The organism is Paenibacillus sp. J2L1-98 (assembly GCF_056269405.1).
On the sequence record NZ_JBWDNW010000030.1, the window covers coordinates 1 to 17,905 of the forward strand.

Annotated in this window: 19 protein-coding genes and 1 other RNA gene; 2 read left to right on the top strand and 18 right to left on the bottom strand. The window is 48.9% G+C overall.

The genetic code is table 11. From position 1 onward, the window contains the following. On the top strand, window positions 1-228 hold a 228-nt coding region (locus tag AC0YNZ_RS28570), incomplete at its 5' end, for a hypothetical protein (RefSeq protein ID WP_475829797.1). A 55-nt stretch (window positions 229-283) separates the two neighbouring features. On the opposite strand, the gene AC0YNZ_RS28575 is transcribed toward AC0YNZ_RS28570, so the two are convergent. The 14 genes from AC0YNZ_RS28575 to rpoE all read right to left on the bottom strand — a co-directional run bounded on the left by AC0YNZ_RS28575 (window position 284) and on the right by rpoE (window position 12,566). Beyond that, window positions 284-547 carry a pro-sigmaK processing inhibitor BofA family protein gene (locus AC0YNZ_RS28575; RefSeq protein ID WP_475829798.1) on the bottom strand — a complete coding sequence of 88 codons (264 nt, stop codon included), beginning with the start codon at window positions 545-547 and terminating at the stop codon, window positions 284-286. Continuing rightward, window positions 544-792, bottom strand: a complete 249-nt coding sequence (locus AC0YNZ_RS28580) for a DUF2508 family protein (protein WP_475829799.1) — start codon at window positions 790-792, stop codon at window positions 544-546. The genes AC0YNZ_RS28575 and AC0YNZ_RS28580 overlap by 4 nt, the downstream gene beginning before the upstream one ends. 164 nt (window positions 793-956) lie before the next feature. Then, entirely contained in the window at window positions 957-1,556 is a 600-nt protein-coding gene (gene recR / locus AC0YNZ_RS28585) for a recombination mediator RecR (protein ID WP_475829800.1), read from the bottom strand. Window positions 1,557-1,599: 43 nt separating this feature from the next. Further along, entirely contained in the window at window positions 1,600-1,911 is a 312-nt protein-coding gene (locus tag AC0YNZ_RS28590; RefSeq protein ID WP_475829801.1) for a YbaB/EbfC family nucleoid-associated protein, read from the bottom strand. Between the two features lie 24 nt (window positions 1,912-1,935). Further along, complete coding sequence (dnaX, locus tag AC0YNZ_RS28595; RefSeq protein WP_475829802.1) at window positions 1,936-3,723, bottom strand: DNA polymerase III subunit gamma/tau; 1,788 nt, start codon at window positions 3,721-3,723, stop codon at window positions 1,936-1,938. 212 nt (window positions 3,724-3,935) lie between these two features. Then, window positions 3,936-4,204, bottom strand: an RNA gene (gene ffs, locus AC0YNZ_RS28600) — signal recognition particle sRNA large type. Between the two features lie 74 nt (window positions 4,205-4,278). Then, window positions 4,279-4,698: a hypothetical protein gene (locus AC0YNZ_RS28605; protein WP_475829803.1), complete on the bottom strand. Its 420-nt coding sequence runs from the start codon at window positions 4,696-4,698 to the stop codon at window positions 4,279-4,281. An 83-nt stretch (window positions 4,699-4,781) separates the two neighbouring features. Then, window positions 4,782-4,979 carry a 50S ribosomal protein L31 gene (rpmE, locus tag AC0YNZ_RS28610; protein WP_475829804.1) on the bottom strand — a complete coding sequence of 66 codons (198 nt, stop codon included), beginning with the start codon at window positions 4,977-4,979 and terminating at the stop codon, window positions 4,782-4,784. A 143-nt stretch (window positions 4,980-5,122) separates the two neighbouring features. After that, window positions 5,123-6,376 (bottom strand): radical SAM family protein, encoded by a 1,254-nt coding sequence (locus AC0YNZ_RS28615; RefSeq protein WP_475829805.1) that lies wholly within the window; start codon window positions 6,374-6,376, stop codon window positions 5,123-5,125. 21 nt (window positions 6,377-6,397) lie between these two features. Next, window positions 6,398-7,735: a transcription termination factor Rho gene (gene rho, locus AC0YNZ_RS28620; RefSeq protein ID WP_475829806.1), complete on the bottom strand. Its 1,338-nt coding sequence runs from the start codon at window positions 7,733-7,735 to the stop codon at window positions 6,398-6,400. Between the two features lie 123 nt (window positions 7,736-7,858). Then, complete coding sequence (locus tag AC0YNZ_RS28625; protein WP_475829807.1) at window positions 7,859-9,121, bottom strand: UDP-N-acetylglucosamine 1-carboxyvinyltransferase; 1,263 nt, start codon at window positions 9,119-9,121, stop codon at window positions 7,859-7,861. A gap of 240 nt (window positions 9,122-9,361) precedes the next feature. After that, window positions 9,362-9,760, bottom strand: coding sequence for a response regulator (locus tag AC0YNZ_RS28630; RefSeq protein ID WP_110774116.1), 399 nt, complete (start codon window positions 9,758-9,760; stop codon window positions 9,362-9,364). A gap of 156 nt (window positions 9,761-9,916) precedes the next feature. Next, window positions 9,917-11,518, bottom strand: coding sequence for a CTP synthase (locus tag AC0YNZ_RS28635; RefSeq protein WP_475829808.1), 1,602 nt, complete (start codon window positions 11,516-11,518; stop codon window positions 9,917-9,919). Between the two features lie 478 nt (window positions 11,519-11,996). Then, on the bottom strand, window positions 11,997-12,566 hold the full coding sequence (gene rpoE / locus AC0YNZ_RS28640; protein WP_475829809.1) for a DNA-directed RNA polymerase subunit delta: 570 nt from the start codon (window positions 12,564-12,566) through the stop codon (window positions 11,997-11,999). 404 nt (window positions 12,567-12,970) lie between these two features. Between rpoE and AC0YNZ_RS28645 the strand changes: the two genes are divergently transcribed. Beyond that, window positions 12,971-14,107: a S8 family peptidase gene (locus AC0YNZ_RS28645; protein ID WP_475829810.1), complete on the top strand. Its 1,137-nt coding sequence runs from the start codon at window positions 12,971-12,973 to the stop codon at window positions 14,105-14,107. Between the two features lie 27 nt (window positions 14,108-14,134). Here the strand turns inward: AC0YNZ_RS28645 and argS are convergent, their stop codons facing one another. The 4 genes from argS to speB all read right to left on the bottom strand — a co-directional run bounded on the left by argS (window position 14,135) and on the right by speB (window position 17,870). Beyond that, window positions 14,135-15,814, bottom strand: a complete 1,680-nt coding sequence (gene argS, locus AC0YNZ_RS28650; protein WP_475829811.1) for an arginine--tRNA ligase — start codon at window positions 15,812-15,814, stop codon at window positions 14,135-14,137. Beyond that, window positions 15,811-16,284 carry a YwiB family protein gene (locus AC0YNZ_RS28655; protein ID WP_475829812.1) on the bottom strand — a complete coding sequence of 158 codons (474 nt, stop codon included), beginning with the start codon at window positions 16,282-16,284 and terminating at the stop codon, window positions 15,811-15,813. The genes argS and AC0YNZ_RS28655 overlap by 4 nt, the downstream gene beginning before the upstream one ends. Window positions 16,285-16,363: 79 nt before the next feature. Beyond that, entirely contained in the window at window positions 16,364-16,873 is a 510-nt protein-coding gene (locus AC0YNZ_RS28660; RefSeq protein ID WP_475829813.1) for a DNA-deoxyinosine glycosylase, read from the bottom strand. Window positions 16,874-17,000: 127 nt separating this feature from the next. Next, window positions 17,001-17,870 (bottom strand): agmatinase, encoded by an 870-nt coding sequence (gene speB / locus AC0YNZ_RS28665; protein ID WP_475829814.1) that lies wholly within the window; start codon window positions 17,868-17,870, stop codon window positions 17,001-17,003. Between the last annotated feature and the right edge of the window lie 35 nt (window positions 17,871-17,905).

The window sequence follows — 17,905 nt, forward strand, 5'->3', positions numbered from 1 at the left end:
GTGTTTGACTTGCTCATTACTTGTTATCGCTTTTTCGCTTATCCCGAAGGATTTGCGAGGCAGTTATTACTCGTTGTTCAGTTTTCAAAGAACAATCTTTTCTTTCGTGTCGACGGCGTATTTCGTATCGGCGACTTTTATAATATATCACAGACGCCCAAGTTAATGCAAGTGTTTTTTTTATTTCTTTTTTTAAGCTTGTTCACTTACTCTTGGCGCGAGAACTAATGTAGCATATAATTGCTTCTCGCGTCAACCTTTTGCCTAAACATTTTTTTAATATCTACACAACAACCCATTGAAGGCCCACTATTAGGGCTACGCCGGGTACGCCTAAAGTAACCACAGTTCCAATCGTGATGGGGTTCAGCGGGATATATATGCCTGGTACAAGTTCTGAGTAGTTCAACAAGTACAATAACCCCGCAGCCAGAACGAGGTGCAGCGCAAATCCGCGAAGCCAGCCCCAAGATAGCTTGTTTCTTAATAATACAGCTGCCAATAATACCGACGATGCAATAAACATAGATAACCAAAATGCTTTCATTTCATCACTCCTCTCCAAGCCGGCCATTTACCTTTTGTACGCTTTGCCACGCGCAGCAGCATCTCATATCTCTTCTCTGCAGTAATAATGCAATAAATGGCGTAGTCGATCTGATCATCGCCAATAGCATAATCAAAATAACGGTTCGCATTCACCCACTGCTGATGCGCTTCAACTATTTCCATTCGAATGTCGTCCATTTGCTGCACTTCTTTTTCCAAGTCCGCCTGTTTCTTTTTCTTCAAACGTATCCCTCCGCTCATCCTGATTTCATACAGTTCTCTACTATATGTATAGGCTTGGACATTGGAATAGAACGAGATCTTGATGGAAAGCATCCCTGTTAGAAACGACAAAAGCGGCAGATCGAGTAAATGCTCGACCTGCCGCTTATTCATAGTGCTTGACGTTAATTTATTTCCCGTCGACCTTCTAACGCTTTCGAGAGTGTCACCTCATCAGCATATTCAAGATCGCCGCCTACAGGCAATCCATGCGCTATCCTCGTAATTCGAATACCAAACGGCTTAATGAGCCTCGATAAATACATCGCTGTTGCTTCGCCTTCAATGTTTGGGTTAGTTGCTAATATAAGCTCCTGAATCCGTTCATCACTTAATCTCCGCAATAGCTCTGCAATTCGAATTTCATCTGGACCGATACCCTCCATGGGAGAGATCGCGCCATGCAGGACGTGGTATTGCCCTTGAAAATCCTTCATCCGCTCAATGGCTACAAGGTCCTTTGTATCTTGTACAACACAAATAACAGAATTATCGCGAGACTTATCCTGGCATATTCTGCACGGATCGGTATCGGTAATGTTGCAGCAAACCGAGCAATAGAACAAATTGCGCTTAACACTTACTAGCGCCTTCGCAAAACCAATGACGTCGTCTTCTTTCATTCGAAGCACATGGAACGCCAGACGGGCGGCCGTTTTGGGCCCAATACCCGGTAATCGCGTAAAAGCATCAATTAATTTCGCTATCGGTTCGGGATAATACAAAACGGGGTACAGCTCCTTTCAAACGAAAGCACACGTTTGCTTCTTAGAACAATCCAGGAATCTTCATTCCGCCTGTAAATTTACCCATGTCCTTATTCGCCAGCTCATCTACCTTTGCAAGCGCGTCGTTAACTGCAGTAAGCACGAGATCTTGCAGCATTTCTACATCCTCTGGATCTACTGCTTCAGGCTTAATGGTAATGTTTAGCAGCTTCTTGTGACCGTTCGCGGTAACTGTAACAACACCGCCGCCCGCAGTCCCTTCTACCGTCTTTGTTTCGAGCTCTTCTTGTGCCTTCATCATTTGATCCTGCATTTTCTTCACTTGTTTCATCATTTGGTTCATATTGTTCATTGAAAATCACCTCATCATTAGAATTTAATTGTTATCCTTTATAACTACCAAATCTTCGCCAAAAAGCTTAACGGCTTCTTCCACCCAAACAGGCCTGCTTGATGTCTGCGGAGCGTTATCAGCCTCTGGCTCCAACTGAAGCGTCTCGCTCTTCTGAGCACTAGCGCCTTGTGCTGCAGCCTGCCAGTCCTTCATCATGACCGTCACGATCCGATACGGCCCCCCAAGGACATGCTGCATAACTTTCTCAATAATCTCACGGTTGGCTGGCTTTTCGGTCGTTTCGCGGTGCATCGTATTTTTGAAAGCGACAAGTATGGCATCGTCAGCGGAAGCGACCGGCTCCCCGTCCTTCAACCAAGCATGAACCGTTATTTTGGCTTCCTTCACGCCTTGAAGCACGTCATTCCATTTCATGCGAAATTGATTGAATTCGGGGCTGCCTGCCGCTGCTAAGTATGGATCGAGCTTAACAGACGACCGTGCTATCCCGCCTGAGCCGCCAAATGAGCTGCGAACAGCATTGGTACGTGCGGCTTGTTTGCTGGCCGCACTGTCTGCAGAGGCTGAATGAGCCCCGGCAGCCACTCCATTCTGCAGCGCTTGCTCAAGCTTGCGCTCCAGCGCTTCAACCTGCTGCCGCAACCGGCCCACTTCAGCTGACTGCGCGCCGGTTGTGACTGATGCAGTAGAGCCAGTTGCCGCTCCTCCGCTTGAAGATTGCTCGTCACTAAGCGTGCAGAGCTTCATTAGCGCCACCTCAAACAACGTTTGAGGCTGTGATGCATGCTTCAGCTCTACTTGATAGCGGTTCAGCGTATCGATCATAGTGAACAGCCGCCCGGGTGTGAAAGCTTCGGACATTACTTTGAAGCGTTCCGGATCAACAATGCGTTCCGTTACGGCACCGCCCTGCGGAGCAAGCTTCATAACCAGCAAGTCACGGAAATAATAAATCAGGTTTTCCATGCATTTGTCCGCACTCTTGCCGGCCTGCATCAAGCTCTCTACGAGCGGCATAACCGCCGCCACATTGCGATCCTTAACAGCCTCAGCCAGCTGATAGAAATGATCAGCGGCCATGCCGCCGGTCACATCCACCGCTGCATCAAGGGTAATGCGGTCTGCTGCAAAAGCAGAAACCTGCTCGAGCAAGCTAATCGCATCGCGCATACCGCCTTCCGAAAGCCTTGCGATGTAAGCAAGCGCATCCCCGTCTGCTTGTATGCCTTCCTCTCGGCAGATCTTTAACAAATGCTCGGTTTGCTCTTCAAGCGATACCTGTCTGAAATCAAAACGCTGACAGCGTGAGATAATCGTTGCAGGCAGCTTATGCGGTTCGGTTGTCGCCAAAATAAAGATTACATGCCCCGGCGGCTCCTCAAGCGTCTTAAGCAAGGCATTGAACGCCTCGGCCGTAAGCATATGTACTTCATCTATGATATAAACTTTGAACCGCACTTCTGAAGGTGCATATCGCACTTTATCACGAATATCGCGAATTTCATCGATACCGCGGTTAGATGCGGCATCAATCTCGATCACATCCATAATATGTCCCGCGGTGATCCCTATGCAAGCACCGCATTCATTACAGGGCTCTTCAGCCGGACCACGTTCACAGTTGACCGCTTTCGCCAAAATTTTCGCGGCGCTGGTCTTCCCGGTTCCTCGCGGTCCATTAAAAAGATACGCATGCGACACGCGCTGCTCGCGAATTGAATTTTGGAGCGTTTGGATAATATGCTGTTGTCCAACCATGTCCTGAAACGTCTGCGGACGCCAGGCACGGTATAAAGCGATATGTGACACGCAGACCTTTCCTTTCATGTTGCCTTTTCATTACAAAAAAATAATTGCTATTCCCCTATTATACAACAACTGTGTAGCAATCAAAACTTTCTTTTACCTGTCTTATCCCTTAAAAAAACAAAAACACCTGCATCCACTTTCCGACAAAAACATCGAACAGCGTGTACAAGTGCTACTTTTGTTATTGGCAATATCTCAGAAAAAATTCAGGACCGTGCACCTGCTCCTGATTAATGCGACCCAGGCGGCATCCTTGCACTACAGCTCGAGTCAGGCACTCCCCCGGCACATGAACTAATTTGCTTACGGCTGCTTCCTTCCGGACCTGACCGGGTTCACAAACGTCCATTGCGGAGGACCCAACTGTCAACACTGCTCGCAAGTGCCAAGACCCTACATCAGCATAACCTCAAGCAGGAATTCAACCTCGCTACAGCGGATTGCGAGTTACAGGGCACCGCTACCTCCCCATCTAGCACGGTAAAAATAAGTATAGCCGATTCCATCCTAAAGCGCAACTCATGGGTGCAATTGGAAGGAGGATCTTGTTCCCGTTTATCTTTTCGCTTCTACATAAACATTGTACCTCGGCATATTGTACTGAACGATCGACTGCGCTTTCGCCCGCAGCCGTTCGAGCTGTGCATCGGATACCGCTTTATTGATTTTTATATTCACATGCAGGTCATTGCCGTTGAAATAAACTTGCGTACGCTCAATTTCAGCAATGGGCTCCAGCACTTGTTCAACAAAATTGCCGTCCGCATTATAATTGAGGTACTGATGACGGTTCGGCAAGTTTGGATTGCTGTTGGAATACCCCATATATCCGTCATGTCCGTAGGTTTTCAGCTTGTCCTGCTTGTTGCTACCGCAGCCAAAGAGCGTTAAGGATAACGCCGCTATGCATACCGCCGCGACAATAAATCGCGTAAAACCCCATTGCTTATTCGAATCGAATGATTTCTTATCCAATCAAAAAACCTCCCTTCTATCCAATAGGATGGCTGAGGGAGGCTCTTGTATTCTGCCAAATAAAGGCAGAACGATCTGTAGGATTAAATGCCGTATTTCTTCTTGAAACGATCGACGCGGCCGCCAGCATCCAGGAACTTTTGCTTACCCGTGTAGAATGGGTGGCATTGGGAACAAATCTCAACGCGAAGGCTCGGTTTAATCGAACCAGTCTCGAAGGAATTTCCACAAGCGCAAGTTGCTGTAATGATGTGGTATGTCGGATGAATAGCTTGTTTCATCTCGTTCACCTCTTTCTGCCCTGAATCGCATGCGGACCCAGAGTTAAATCACACATACCGGATTATAGCATGAACTGTTTTGCAGTTGCAATGAATAATCGTTAATATGTTAATTTTAGCTGAAATTACCGTTTAATTGGTACTTATCGAAGCAACGCCGATGGCGGAACATGCGTATAGGAGCCAATTACCACATCCGGAAGCTCTTCGCGGAAAATCTCCAGCATTTGCTTCATGCCATAGATTTCACCCTGCGCCTTCGGGATAATTGCCAAATAGCTTTCAGGGTCGATATTCAGGTTTCGCATTTGGATCAGCTTTAATCCCGTGCGCTTCACGAATCCGATCATCGCTTCTATCTCTTCTTCACGGTCCGTAACCCCTGGGAAAATCAAATAATTGATGGAGGTATACACACCTTTATCCGATGCATACTTAAGCGACTTCTCAACATTTTTCAACGTATATCCGCGAGGCTTGTAATAGGCGTTATAATGGTCGTCAAGCGCACTAATCGTACTGACGCGCATCAGATTAAGCCCTGCATCGACAATCGCGCGCATGTAATCGGTCAGCCCTGCATTGGTGTTAATGTTAATATAACCAAGCGAGGTTTGACTGCGGACTCGCTGCATCGCCTCAACGATAATTTTGGCTTGCGTTGAAGGCTCGCCTTCACAGCCTTGTCCGAAACTGATGATCGATTCCGGCTCGCGCAAGTGCTCCAGCATAATTTCAACAACCTCATCGACAGTCGGCTTAAAGTTCATCCGTGTTTGAGGAGCAACAAAGCCGCTATCATCCGGTTGCTCGGAAATACAGCCAAAGCAGCCGGCGTTGCAAGAGTAGGAAACGGGAACCGCACCTTCCCAGCGGCCTAGAAATGTGTTGGATGAGGTCAAGCATTCATAGCCTAAAGCACAATTGGACAGATGCTTGTATAAACGGTTTTCCGGGTATTTGGCAAGCAGACGCTCAACCTGTATGCCTAGCTCGCCACGATCGCAATTAAGCGGATCCCATCTCTCCGGATCATCACACTGTTCTGCTGTTACATAGAAGCTTCCATCTTTCCATACGACAGCCGTATAACCGAATAAAGGAAGCTTCTCGTTTTTATCCGCTTTCACATAACTAGGCAGACATAGTCGGGTAAAGCCTTGCGGAAGCAAGGCGCCAACCGCTTGAACATCGCCTGGCAGCACCTGCATTTCGCCTGTATCCGGATTAAGCCCAATAGGCCTAGTGAATGGCAGGCTGACAAGCGTTGCTCCATGAGGAAGAGGAATCAATTCCTCCTCCATGATTTCGACGATCATATCGCCGCTTCTTCCCAAGGCCACAAAGTCTGGATGGTCAAATACATTTCCTTGTTCATCCGCATATACGAGATTCATGTTGTTCTCCTTCCTGCGGTCTTACGATCCGTGCGTAGTTCTAGGCGTAGGCCGCCTGCTGGTCGTGGTAGCACTGCTTTTGATACCGGACCGCTCCGGTTGTTTCGCTTCTGCTGTTGTATCAAGCGACATGAGAAATTGTTCGTTGTTCTCGCTGTCTTTTAGTTTTTTCAAGAAATTATCGACATAATCAGGCGTATCCGTCATCCCTCTGCGGATAGCCCACACTTTATCCAGCTCTTCCTTCGTCAAAAGCATCTCTTCTCGTCTCGTACCTGATCTGCGCATATCGAGAGCAGGGAAAATACGACGCTCGGAAAGCTTGCGGTCCAGATGGAGCTCCATATTGCCGGTACCTTTAAATTCTTCATAAATAATATCATCCATACGTGAGCCCGTTTCGATCAGCGCAGTCGCCAGTATAGTCAAGCTGCCGCCTTCTTCGACGTTACGAGCCGAACCAAAAAACCGTTTCGGACGATGGAACGCAGCCGGATCGATACCGCCGCTAAGCGTACGTCCGGATGGAGGAATAACCAAGTTATACGCTCTGGCAAGTCGAGTGATACTGTCCATCAGGATCACAACATCCTTCTTGTGTTCAACAAGGCGCAGCGCCCGTTCAAGCACAAGCTCAGCTACTTTAATATGATTTTCAGGCAGCTCGTCGAACGTTGAGGCAATAACCTCGCCTTTGACCGAGCGCTGCATATCGGTAACTTCCTCGGGACGCTCATCGATGAGCAGAACGAATAATTTGATGTCGGGACGGTTTTCTGAAATACTGTGGGCAATTTCTTTGAGAAGCAGTGTTTTACCCGTCTTCGGAGGGGCTACAATTAGACCGCGCTGTCCGAGTCCTACAGGCGCGAGCAAGTCCATCATGCGCGTGGAAAGCTTCGACTTTGTCGTCTCAAGTACTAGTTTTTTTTCTGGATAAAGAGGAGTAAGCGCAGGAAAATGCAGTCGTTCGGATGCTGTCTCAGGGTTCTCGCCGTTAACGGCATTAACCTGAAGCAAGCCAAAGTAACGTTCATTCTCTTTCGGCGGACGGCATTTACCGGATACGAGGTCGCCGCTCCTTAAATCAAATCTGCGAATTTGCGATGCTGAGATATAAATATCCTCTTTGCTCGGTAAATAGTTAATAGGCCGTAAAAATCCGAAGCCCTCTGACAAAATATCGAGTACGCCCTCCATGAACATAAGGCCGCTTTTCTCTGCCTGCGCACGTAGAATAGCAAAAATTAATTCCTTCTTCTTAAGCGTTCCGTAATAAGGAACCTGAAATTGCTTCGCTAATTTGTAAAGATCAGTCAATTTCAACTCTTCTAGATCGGCGATCTGAAGGTCTGTCATGTTCTCACCACTTTATTCAATTTTCATTATGATTTTGTATATCTAGTAAAATCATATGCCTGATTATCTATCATTGCCGAATTAGACGCCGTCTATTCCACAGCGTCTGCTTCATCATGCCTCTTAAGATTTGACTTCTGTTTCACGCCATACTTCTGCACCTAATCGGCATAAATTCTCTACTAAGTTATCATAACCCCGGTCAATATATTCGACGCCCGATATTTCGGTAACGCCTTCGTCAACGGTCAACGCAGCTACAACAAGCGCAGCGCCCGCGCGCAAATCAGCAGCCTTCACTTTAGCAGCATTGAGCTTACCGCCCTCGATAACGGCCGAGCGGCCTTCCACGCGAATGTTGGCTCCCATGCGGGTGAGCTCAGGAACATGCTTGAATCTGGTGCCATAGACGTAGTCGGTTAAAATGCTGACACCATTCGCTTGTGTAAGCAAGGTTGTCATCGGCGATTGTAGATCCGTTGGAAAACCAGGATAAACGAGTGCTTTCACATCGATTGACGAATAATTAGGCGCTCCAATAATCCGGATGGATTCATCCATCTCTATGACTTGGACACCCATCTCCTCGAGCTTGGCCGTCATCGCTTCCAAATGCTTCGGAATAACATTATCAATAAGGACATCGCCGCGTGTTGCAGCAGCTGCAATCATATACGTACCAGCTTGGATTCGATCGGGAATGATGGAATGGCGGCAGCCGTGCAACCGATCGACCCCTTCAATCCGAATCGTTTCAGTTCCGGCACCTTTGATTTTTGCGCCCATGGCATTTAGGAGAGTAGCTACATCTATAATTTCAGGCTCTTTTGCCGCGTTTTCAATAAGGGTTAACCCTTTGGCCCGGGAGGCCGCTAGCATAATGTTAATAGTCGCTCCAACGCTTGATACGTCGAGATAGATTTTCGCACCCCGCAGCTGCTTGGCGGAAATTCGGATTGATCCATGCTCATTGGTTACCGTAGCACCCAATGCTTCAAATCCTTTAATATGTTGATCGATTGGCCTTGGCTCAAAATTACAGCCCCCAGGCAGTCCTATTGTCGCTTCTCCAAACCTGCCGAGCATTGCACCCATCAAATAATAGGATGCGCGCAGCAATTTCACTTTACCGTTTGGCATTGGCTTCGAGACAAGCGCGGAAGGATCAATGCGCATCATGTCGCCGTCACGCTTCACGACTGCTCCAAGCTCTTGCAAAATTTCACTGTATACAGCTACATCGCTTATAATCGGCAAATTGTCTAACACTACTTCTGATTCTGCTAAAAGGGCAGCAGGGACTAGCGCAACAGCGCTGTTCTTGGCTCCGCTAATTTGAACGGTGCCGTGGAGCGGCCGTCCACCGCGTATCATCAATTTCTCCATCTAATTATGTTTCCTCCCGTGGATTGGAAGAGAATAAAGGAAAAACCGCCAAAGCAAGTGAGTGTTAAACCCACTTGCCGTCTTGAGGCGGTTTAATTTCCATACTCTTGTTTTTACGCTTCATTCTGAGTCATTATAACATAATGCGCCTTGAAAAAGTAAAGCTAGTTTTGTTGATTCCAGAAAATGCAAAAAAAAGACACCGTCTCCAAGCAAGCGACGATGCCGTTTGTAACAAAATCAAGAACCTATTGCAAAGCGACTTGTTGAATTTCCACCCCGCAGCTGCATGTTAACCGCTATTCGCATCTCGTCGATGTCAAACGGCTTCGTAAAATGCATTAACGCCCCGAGGTCAGTCGCCTCTTTAATCATATCTAACTCACCGTATGCGGTCATCATGATGACTTTAATATTGCGGTCGATCGCTTTCACATGCTTTAAAATTTCCAAACCATCCATACCAGGAATTTTCATATCCAGCAGCACAAGATCGGGAGCATCGTTCTTCACGATTTCTAAAGCCAGCTTGCCATTAGATGCTTGGAACGTGTTATAACCCTCGCTGCTGAATACTTCCATGAGCAATACGCGAATACCGTTCTGATCATCAACGATCAACACTTTCTTCTTCTCCAACTCCAAATCCCCCCGCGACTGAGTCCGCCAACAGAAATGGCCAACTCTTCCATAATCGTTAATATATTCGCTAATGTGGGTATATAATCCTTCTCGTAAAGAGAAAAACTTATCAGGTGTTGACATGGAATATGTCATTGAAAGAAATGATTGATGTTACTCAGAATAGTTGAGAGCAGCTTGGACGAATCCGCGGAACAATGGCTGCGGACGATTTGGTCTGGACGTGAATTCCGGATGGAATTGTACAGCCAAGAACCAAGGATGGTCGGCCATCTCCACCATTTCAACAAGACGTCCGTCCGGAGATGTTCCGGAAATAGTCAAGCCTGCTTTTTCAATTGCTTCACGGTACTCATTGTTAAACTCATACCGATGACGGTGACGCTCGTAAACGAGCTCGTCGCCATATTCCCGTGCAGCCAGCGTTTCCGACTTAAGCTTACAAGGGTACAAGCCAAGGCGCATCGTACCGCCCATATCTTCAATGTCCTTCTGATCCGGCAGTAAATCGATAACCGGATACGGTGTGGACGAATTAATTTCCGAGCTGTTCGCGCCCGCTAGTCCAGCCACATTGCGAGCATATTCAATTACGGCAACCTGCATGCCTAGGCAGATACCGAAGAACGGAATCTTATTCTCGCGGGCATATTTGATGGCTGTAATCTTGCCTTCAATACCGCGATCGCCGAAACCGCCAGGTACAAGAATGCCGTGAACGCCCTGCAGCTGCTCGTGAGCGTTCTCTTCCGTAAGATCATCTGCATGCAGCCAACGAATCTTCACGACGGAATCAGAGGCAATACCGGCGTGCTCAAGCGATTCTGCGATACTGAGGTATGCATCGTGCAAAGCGACATATTTCCCTACGATCGCGATTTCGGTTTTCTTATGAAGCGACTTTACGCGCGTAACAAGACTTTCCCATTCACGCATATCCGGCTGCTCCGCTTTAAGCTTCAGATGGTTGACGACGATCTCATCAAGTCCTTCCTCGCGAAGCATCAACGGCACCTCGTACAATGTCGAAGCGTCGCGGCATTCCACGACTGCATTCGCATCGATATCGCAGAACAATCCGATTTTGCGTTTCAAATCTTCAGCAAGAGGATACTCCGTACGGCATACGATCACGTTCGGCTGAATGCCGATGCTGCGCAATTCCTTGACGCTATGCTGCGTCGGCTTTGTTTTCACTTCGCCTGCCGCTTTGATATAAGGAATTAGCGTAACGTGGATATACATGACGTTATCGCGTCCGATGTCGCTTTTAATTTGACGGATCGCTTCAAGGAAAGGCAAGCTCTCGATGTCGCCTACTGTACCGCCGATCTCTGTAATAACTACATCAGAGCCTGCTTCTTTGCCCGCACGGAATACACGGTCTTTGATTTCGTTCGTAATATGCGGGATAACTTGAACCGTTCCGCCCAAATAGTCGCCGCGACGTTCTTTGGTAATTACACTTGAATAAATTTTGCCGGACGTCACGTTGTTGTTCTTCGACAGGTTGATGTCGATAAACCGTTCATAGTGACCAAGATCCAAATCCGTTTCTGCGCCGTCATCGGTGACGAATACTTCTCCGTGCTGATATGGACTCATCGTTCCCGGGTCCACGTTAATGTAAGGATCGAACTTCTGAATCGTTACTTTGAGGCCCCTGTTCTTCAGCAATCGACCGAGCGAGGCTGCTGTTATCCCTTTGCCCAATGACGACACCACGCCGCCGGTTACAAATATATATTTGGTCACTGTGATGATACCCTCCAAGCTCCTATTGTTAATGTTTAGGTTTGCCCATTTACTCGATAAACATGGATGCAGATACACTCTGCCCGTCCATCCAGTTTGTGGAAATGCGTCCTACAGACCCATTCCCTACAAACAAAAAAAGTGACACCCGTAGCAACGGGGCACTTTTCCATTTTGGCATATATAAAAATATAAGAAAGCATAAGTTTGAACGTTATACTCAGCTTATATTTCTCCGTGAAATAAATCTTCAGCCTCCAAAGGACGCCATCGACCATTTACACTTGTATGCGTTATTTGTTAACCGAATCTTAAGCCCATGAGATAGTTTACTCCTCGCTTGTAGCACCTGTCAAGCGAAACTGACAGGATAAAACATACTGCGGAGCAAACGGCTTTCGCCGTCTGTTCGAGGCCCGCGGTAAAATGTAAGCAGGAGTATGCGCTTGCCGCTTATACAGCTTACACTTTAAGCAAATTACTTGTCGTCGTCGTCAAATTCTTCGTCATCATCCGACTCATCATCGTCATCAGCATCCAAATCGCCGTCGACTTCTTCCTCGTCCAGCTCCTCGTCATCAATGCCAACTTCCTCATCGACTTCCGTTTCCTCTTCCGCCTCTTCGAAGTCCTCGCGGTCCTCGTCGAATACGTCGTAGTCCTCTTCCGTCTCTGCGTACGAATCCTCTTCCTCGTCCGCGAACACATCATCATCCTCAAGATCATCGTCATCGTTAATGATGCGTGTACGCTTCGCATTGCCTACAGGATCTTCGGAACGTTCAACCGGATACCAGCGCTTCAATCCCCACATATTGCTGCCTACGCAAGCAAAACGGCCATCAATGTTGATTTCCGTATACACTTGGGCGATGAACTGGTTGATACCGTCTGCGGAAAGACCGCGTATTTTAGCGATCTCCATCATTAGATCGCGATAGTAGTAAGGTGTATTAGCCGCTTTCAGCACTTCAAATGCCAAATCGACCATAGGCATTTCCTTCATACGTTCAGGATCCAGCTTTAACGTAAAATTGCTGCTGCTCATATGTACACATCCTCTCTTGCCAATCAATTTATGTATTCGTTCATTGCGTAAATTGCGGTTGCTGCCAGAGGATGACGCCCGCCGTTTACGCTAGTCACAGTATAGTAAAACCTATTTCTTGCAAAAAAGCAAGCGGCTGCACAGCTGCCGGTACAGCTTGGACTTAAATGCAAAAAGCGAAAGGATAGTCCTCCCGCTTTGACTGTATCCATCCGGCCATGACACGAAGGTAACGTACCTTGGACGTAAGAGCCCCTGAGAACTCTTTGTTCATCCTATGTCCCTCAACGATTTTTGACACGGTTTGAAGCCTAATTATGTGAAAAAAGGCAAGTGGCTCATGCGTTCTGAAGCGCTCGCTCATACAATAGTGCAGCATGGTCCGTCGGGAGGGGAAGCCAAATTTGGACACCGCCGCTTTTATCCGTTTGTTGCAGGATACGATGGCTTGCACGGACACAACGACAGTAAAGCGAATCATTCGCTTTCAGCGTGCGAGCGACTACCGATACTTCCTTCAGCAAATGCCTCAGGCCGCTTCGTCGTCATCGCCTCAAATAAGCATCAGAAAAATGCCTATCATTCGCGGAATATCCTGCAGACTGCCGGCCGAGGAAACGCTTGAACGGTTCTCAGGACGTGTATGGATTGAAAAAGATTGCAAAATCAGCGTTCATGCCTCACCGAATAAGTCGATTATTGTAGATAAAGGCATCCCTTGGGGCGTCAGCCAGATTAAAGCCCCACAAGCCTGGAGCACGACGACCGGCCATCGCGTTAAGGTCGGCGTCATCGATACGGGAGCCGATTTCAGTCATCCCGATCTCCGCCAATCGCTCTCAAGAGGCATCAACCTGCTTAACCGCAGCATGCTTCCGCATGACGATAATGGTCACGGGACCCATATTGCCGGAACGATTGCGGCAGCCAACCAGCTACAAGGTATGATCGGCGTAGCGCCGCGCTCGTTGATCTCACCCGTTAAAGCTTTCGATCACAATGGGAGCGCCTTCGTCTCCGACATTATTCTCGGAATCGAGTGGTGTATCCGCAACCGCATGGACGTCATTAATATGAGCTTCGGCATGAAGACCAGAAGCAAAGCGCTGCTAAGCGCTGTCACGAACGCCCATAATGCGGGCGTTATTATCGTTGCATCATCCGGCAACGACGGGAAGCGGCGTTCTGTCGATTATCCGGCCCGTTATCCGCAGACGATAGCCGTAGGCGCTACAACCAGGCTTCGTCGCGTGGCTCCGTTTAGTAACCGCGGTGCGTACATTGATGTATATGCGCCAGGCGACAAGATCGTATCTGCCTGGCTTCGCGGCAAATACAACGAGATGAGCGGCACCTCAATGGCCACCTCGCATGTCAGCGGAGCAATCGCTCTCCTGCTTGCGCATAAGCCAGGACTAACGCCAACCGAGATCAAGTCTATTATCAAGCGCTCCGTACAGCCCTTAAGGGGCAGCAAAGCCCGCCGAACGATCGGCGAGCTTGATGTGATGAGTATGATGCAAGCCGCGGATAATGCTTAGATCCGCGGCTTTTTTATGAGAAGGAAATTACATGCGCTCAGGTGCGGAAACGCCGACTAGGCGCAGCACATTGGCAATAGAGATGCGAACGGCTCCGAGCAATGCCAGACGGGCTTGCGACTGCTCGGCATCCTCTGTGATGACGCGCTCCGCTCTATAGTAGCTGTGGAACAGCGACGCCAGTTCGTATACATAACGAATAAGACGGTGCGGAGCGTATTGCGCCGCCGCTTCGCTTACTTCCTGCGGCAGTTCGCCGATCTTGCGCAGAAGATCGAATTCGCTCTCTGCAGCCAGCTTGCTGAAATCAATAGCATCCACGGACTTCAGAACAAGACCTTGCTCCTCTGCTTGTCTAAAAATGCTGCAAATCCGTGCATGCGCATATTGGACGTAAAACACCGGGTTTTCATTGGAGGTAGAGATAGCCAGATCCATGTCGAAATCGAGATGCGAATCCATGCTCCGCATGGAGAAGAAGTAACGGATCGCATCAATGCCCACCTCGTCCATCAGATCCTGCATTGTAACTGCTTTACCCGTACGCTTCGACATTTTCATTTTCTCGCCGTTTTGGAACAAGCTGACCATTTGTGCGATGAGCACGGTCAGTTTCCCCGGATCATTGCCAAGCGCTTCCATCGCCGCCTTTACGCGCGGGATGTAACCATGGTGATCGGCGCCCCAAATATTAATCATCTGATCGAAGCCGCGGCTGTATTTATCGCGGTGATAAGCGATATCCGGCGTCAAATAAGTGTAAGAACCGTCATTTTTCACGAGTACGCGGTTTTTGTCGTCGCCAAAGGTCATGGTAGACAGCCAGGTCGCTCCCTCTTCCTCGTAAACATGACCCGTCGCTTTGAGTGCTTCAAGTCCTTGTTCAACTTGTCCGCTCTCGTAGAGGGACGTTTCACTGTACCAAACGTCGAAGCTTACGCGGAATCTTCCGAGATCGCGCTTAATTTTGTCGAGCTCCCGCTCCAGACCGAACTGGCGGAAATACGTAAACCGTTCTTCATCGGGAAGCTCAAGCAGCTTATCTCCCTCCTGCTCAACGAGCAGCTTCGCGAAACCGATGATGTCCTCGCCGTAGTAGCCGTCCTCCGGCATCTCCGCGGCTTGTCCAAGCTGCTGCCGGTAACGAGCCTCGATGGACACAGCCAGGTTCTCTACTTGTTTTCCGGCATCGTTAATATAGTATTCGCGCGTAACGTCATAGCCAGCGTAATCAAGCACGTTACACAATGCATCGCCAACAGCCGCACCGCGCGCATGGCCGAGATGCAGGCTGCCGGTAGGATTCGCGCTGACGAACTCTACCTGCACGCGTTTGCCGCTCTTTTCTCCTGCACGTCCATAATTTTCTCCAGCCTCAAGCGCGGCGCTCACAACCGGATAGAGGTAGCTGTTGTTCATGCGGAAGTTAATGAAGCCCGGACCTGCAATTTCGGCAGACTGAATGGACGCTTTCTTCGTATCCAAATGCGCAACGATGGCTTCCGCGATTTGGCGGGGATTTTTCTTCGCCAGCTTTGTCAGCTGCATAGCAGCATTAGTTGCCAAATCACCGTGGGATTTATCCTTCGGAACCTCCAGCACGAACGCGGGAAGCTCTTCCCTCGCCGCAAGACCGGCTGCAACCGCAGCATCGGCGATGGCCGCCTTAACCTGATCATACATTTTTTCCAGTACATTTGCGCTCATTGATTAGTTTCCTCCTGTATATGGAGCCGTATATGGAAACGGCCCGACATTTGATCACCTACGTGCATCTCGTACTCCCACTCCAGCGTAAAAGGCAGCTGCGACGGCAATGAAACAGCCTCCGTACTCCCTTCATCGCCCTCCGGCACCTGAAGCGACAGCAGAAGCGTATCCGTTTCAAGCGAAAAAGACGTCATCGACGAACGGTAATGTCCAGTCCGCCTAAGTCCGGGCACGAATAGCTGTTCCGATTCAATAACGCCCCGCCTCACGATGGACAGCTCTCCCTGCCGGTATTTCACAAGCGTGCGCACTTCTCCGGCTTTCGGATCGCCTTCTACAGCCGGCTCGCTGTAACGGACAAATATGGACCGTTCCTTGCGAAACCATTCGCCCTCATAGGCGTGAGTGTGCGAGCTTCCGTCCTGCACGCTCTCCAAAGTAATTCGCACTTTCCTGCTGTCAGCCATAATCTTGCTCCTGTTATCAGTCTAATCTTATGTAACTACTATATACAGGAAGCCTCTTAATTTCAACGCTAGAGCGCGGTTAAGTTGACGCATACGGTACAATTTCCCGCCATGCCTCCACGCGATCCTCAAGCGTTCGCATACGCTGAGTAGGAATCGGACTGGAGGAGGGCAGCTTCAGCAGCGTGATGTTCCGGAAGCTTTCATGCCCGCGATAAAATTTTTGGAAGGTGTCGTACGCTTTGCTCCCGTTAAATGCAAAGCAGCGCAGCTCCGGATATTTCGCTACAAGCTCAGGCAGCTTCTGCGGCACTTCCGCGCGGATATTAACGTCTAAACTGCCCTCCCGTTCACAGGACTCAATGACATCCCACAGCGCCAACCGATGCTCCTTCAGGAATGCGAGCCGCCTCTCATACACCGGATCTGCGTCCGATTCATTAAACAAACGGTATATAATTCGCCACATGTAGTTCTGCGGGTGCCCATAAAATTGTTTATGTTCAAGCGATTTCACACTCGGCGCCGTCCCAAGAATAAGCACACGAGCACGCTCATCGATAACCGGCGGAAACGAATAAATTCGCATCGGATTGCCTCCTGTAAGTTCATTTTCACTATAATACATGCAGTTTGCTATTCTGTACTTGCTTATATTTCAAAAAAAGACGCTTTCCGCTAAGATTACGCAGAAAACGTCTTTCTATATCTGAATTCTATTTCACAAAACCAAGCAGCATCTCGCGGATAACCTTAGCCGCAACGATCTGCGTCTGCTCCGTCGGATCATACGCTGGAGCTACCTCAACAAGGTCGCAGCCAACGATGTTAACACCGGAACGGGCGATCGCGTGAACCGATTCGATCAGTTCCTTCGATGTGATGCCGCCCGCTTCCGCTGTGCCTGTACCAGGCGCTGCGGATGGATCAAGCACGTCGATATCGATCGTTAAATAAACCGGACGGCCTTCGAGCTCAGGAAGCACCTTCTTCAGCGGCTCCAATACCTCGAACGGGTGGAAGTTAATGTTCTCGCGCGCATACTGCCATTCCTCGCGTGAGCCCGAACGGATGCCGAACTGGTAAATGTTCTGTCCGCCCATCAGACCGGCTGCCTTCCGCAGCGGCGTGGAGTGGGACAACGGCTCGCCTTCATACGACTCGCGCAGATCGGCGTGAGCGTCGAAGTGGATAATCGCAAGGTCAGGATACTTCTTATACACCTCTTGGAAAATCGGCCAAGAAACGAGATGCTCGCCGCCGAGGCCGACAGGGATTTTGCCGTCATCCAGTACGCCGCGAACGAACTCGCCGATAATTTCAAGACTGCGCGCTGCGTTGCCGAATGGAAGCAGCAAATCTCCAGCGTCGAAATATTCAATATCCTCGAGGCTGCGGTCTAAGTAAGGGCTGTATTCTTCTAATCCGATCGATACCTCGCGAATGCGGGGAGGACCGAAACGCGAACCCGGACGGAAGCTAACCGTGAAATCCATCGGCATGCCGTAGATAACCGCTTTGGAAGCTTCATAATTGTCAGAGCTCAGGATGAAGACGTTGCCGGAATATTTTTGATCCAATTTCATGAGGGTTGTCCTCTCTCTCCTATAGCGTAGCCGCT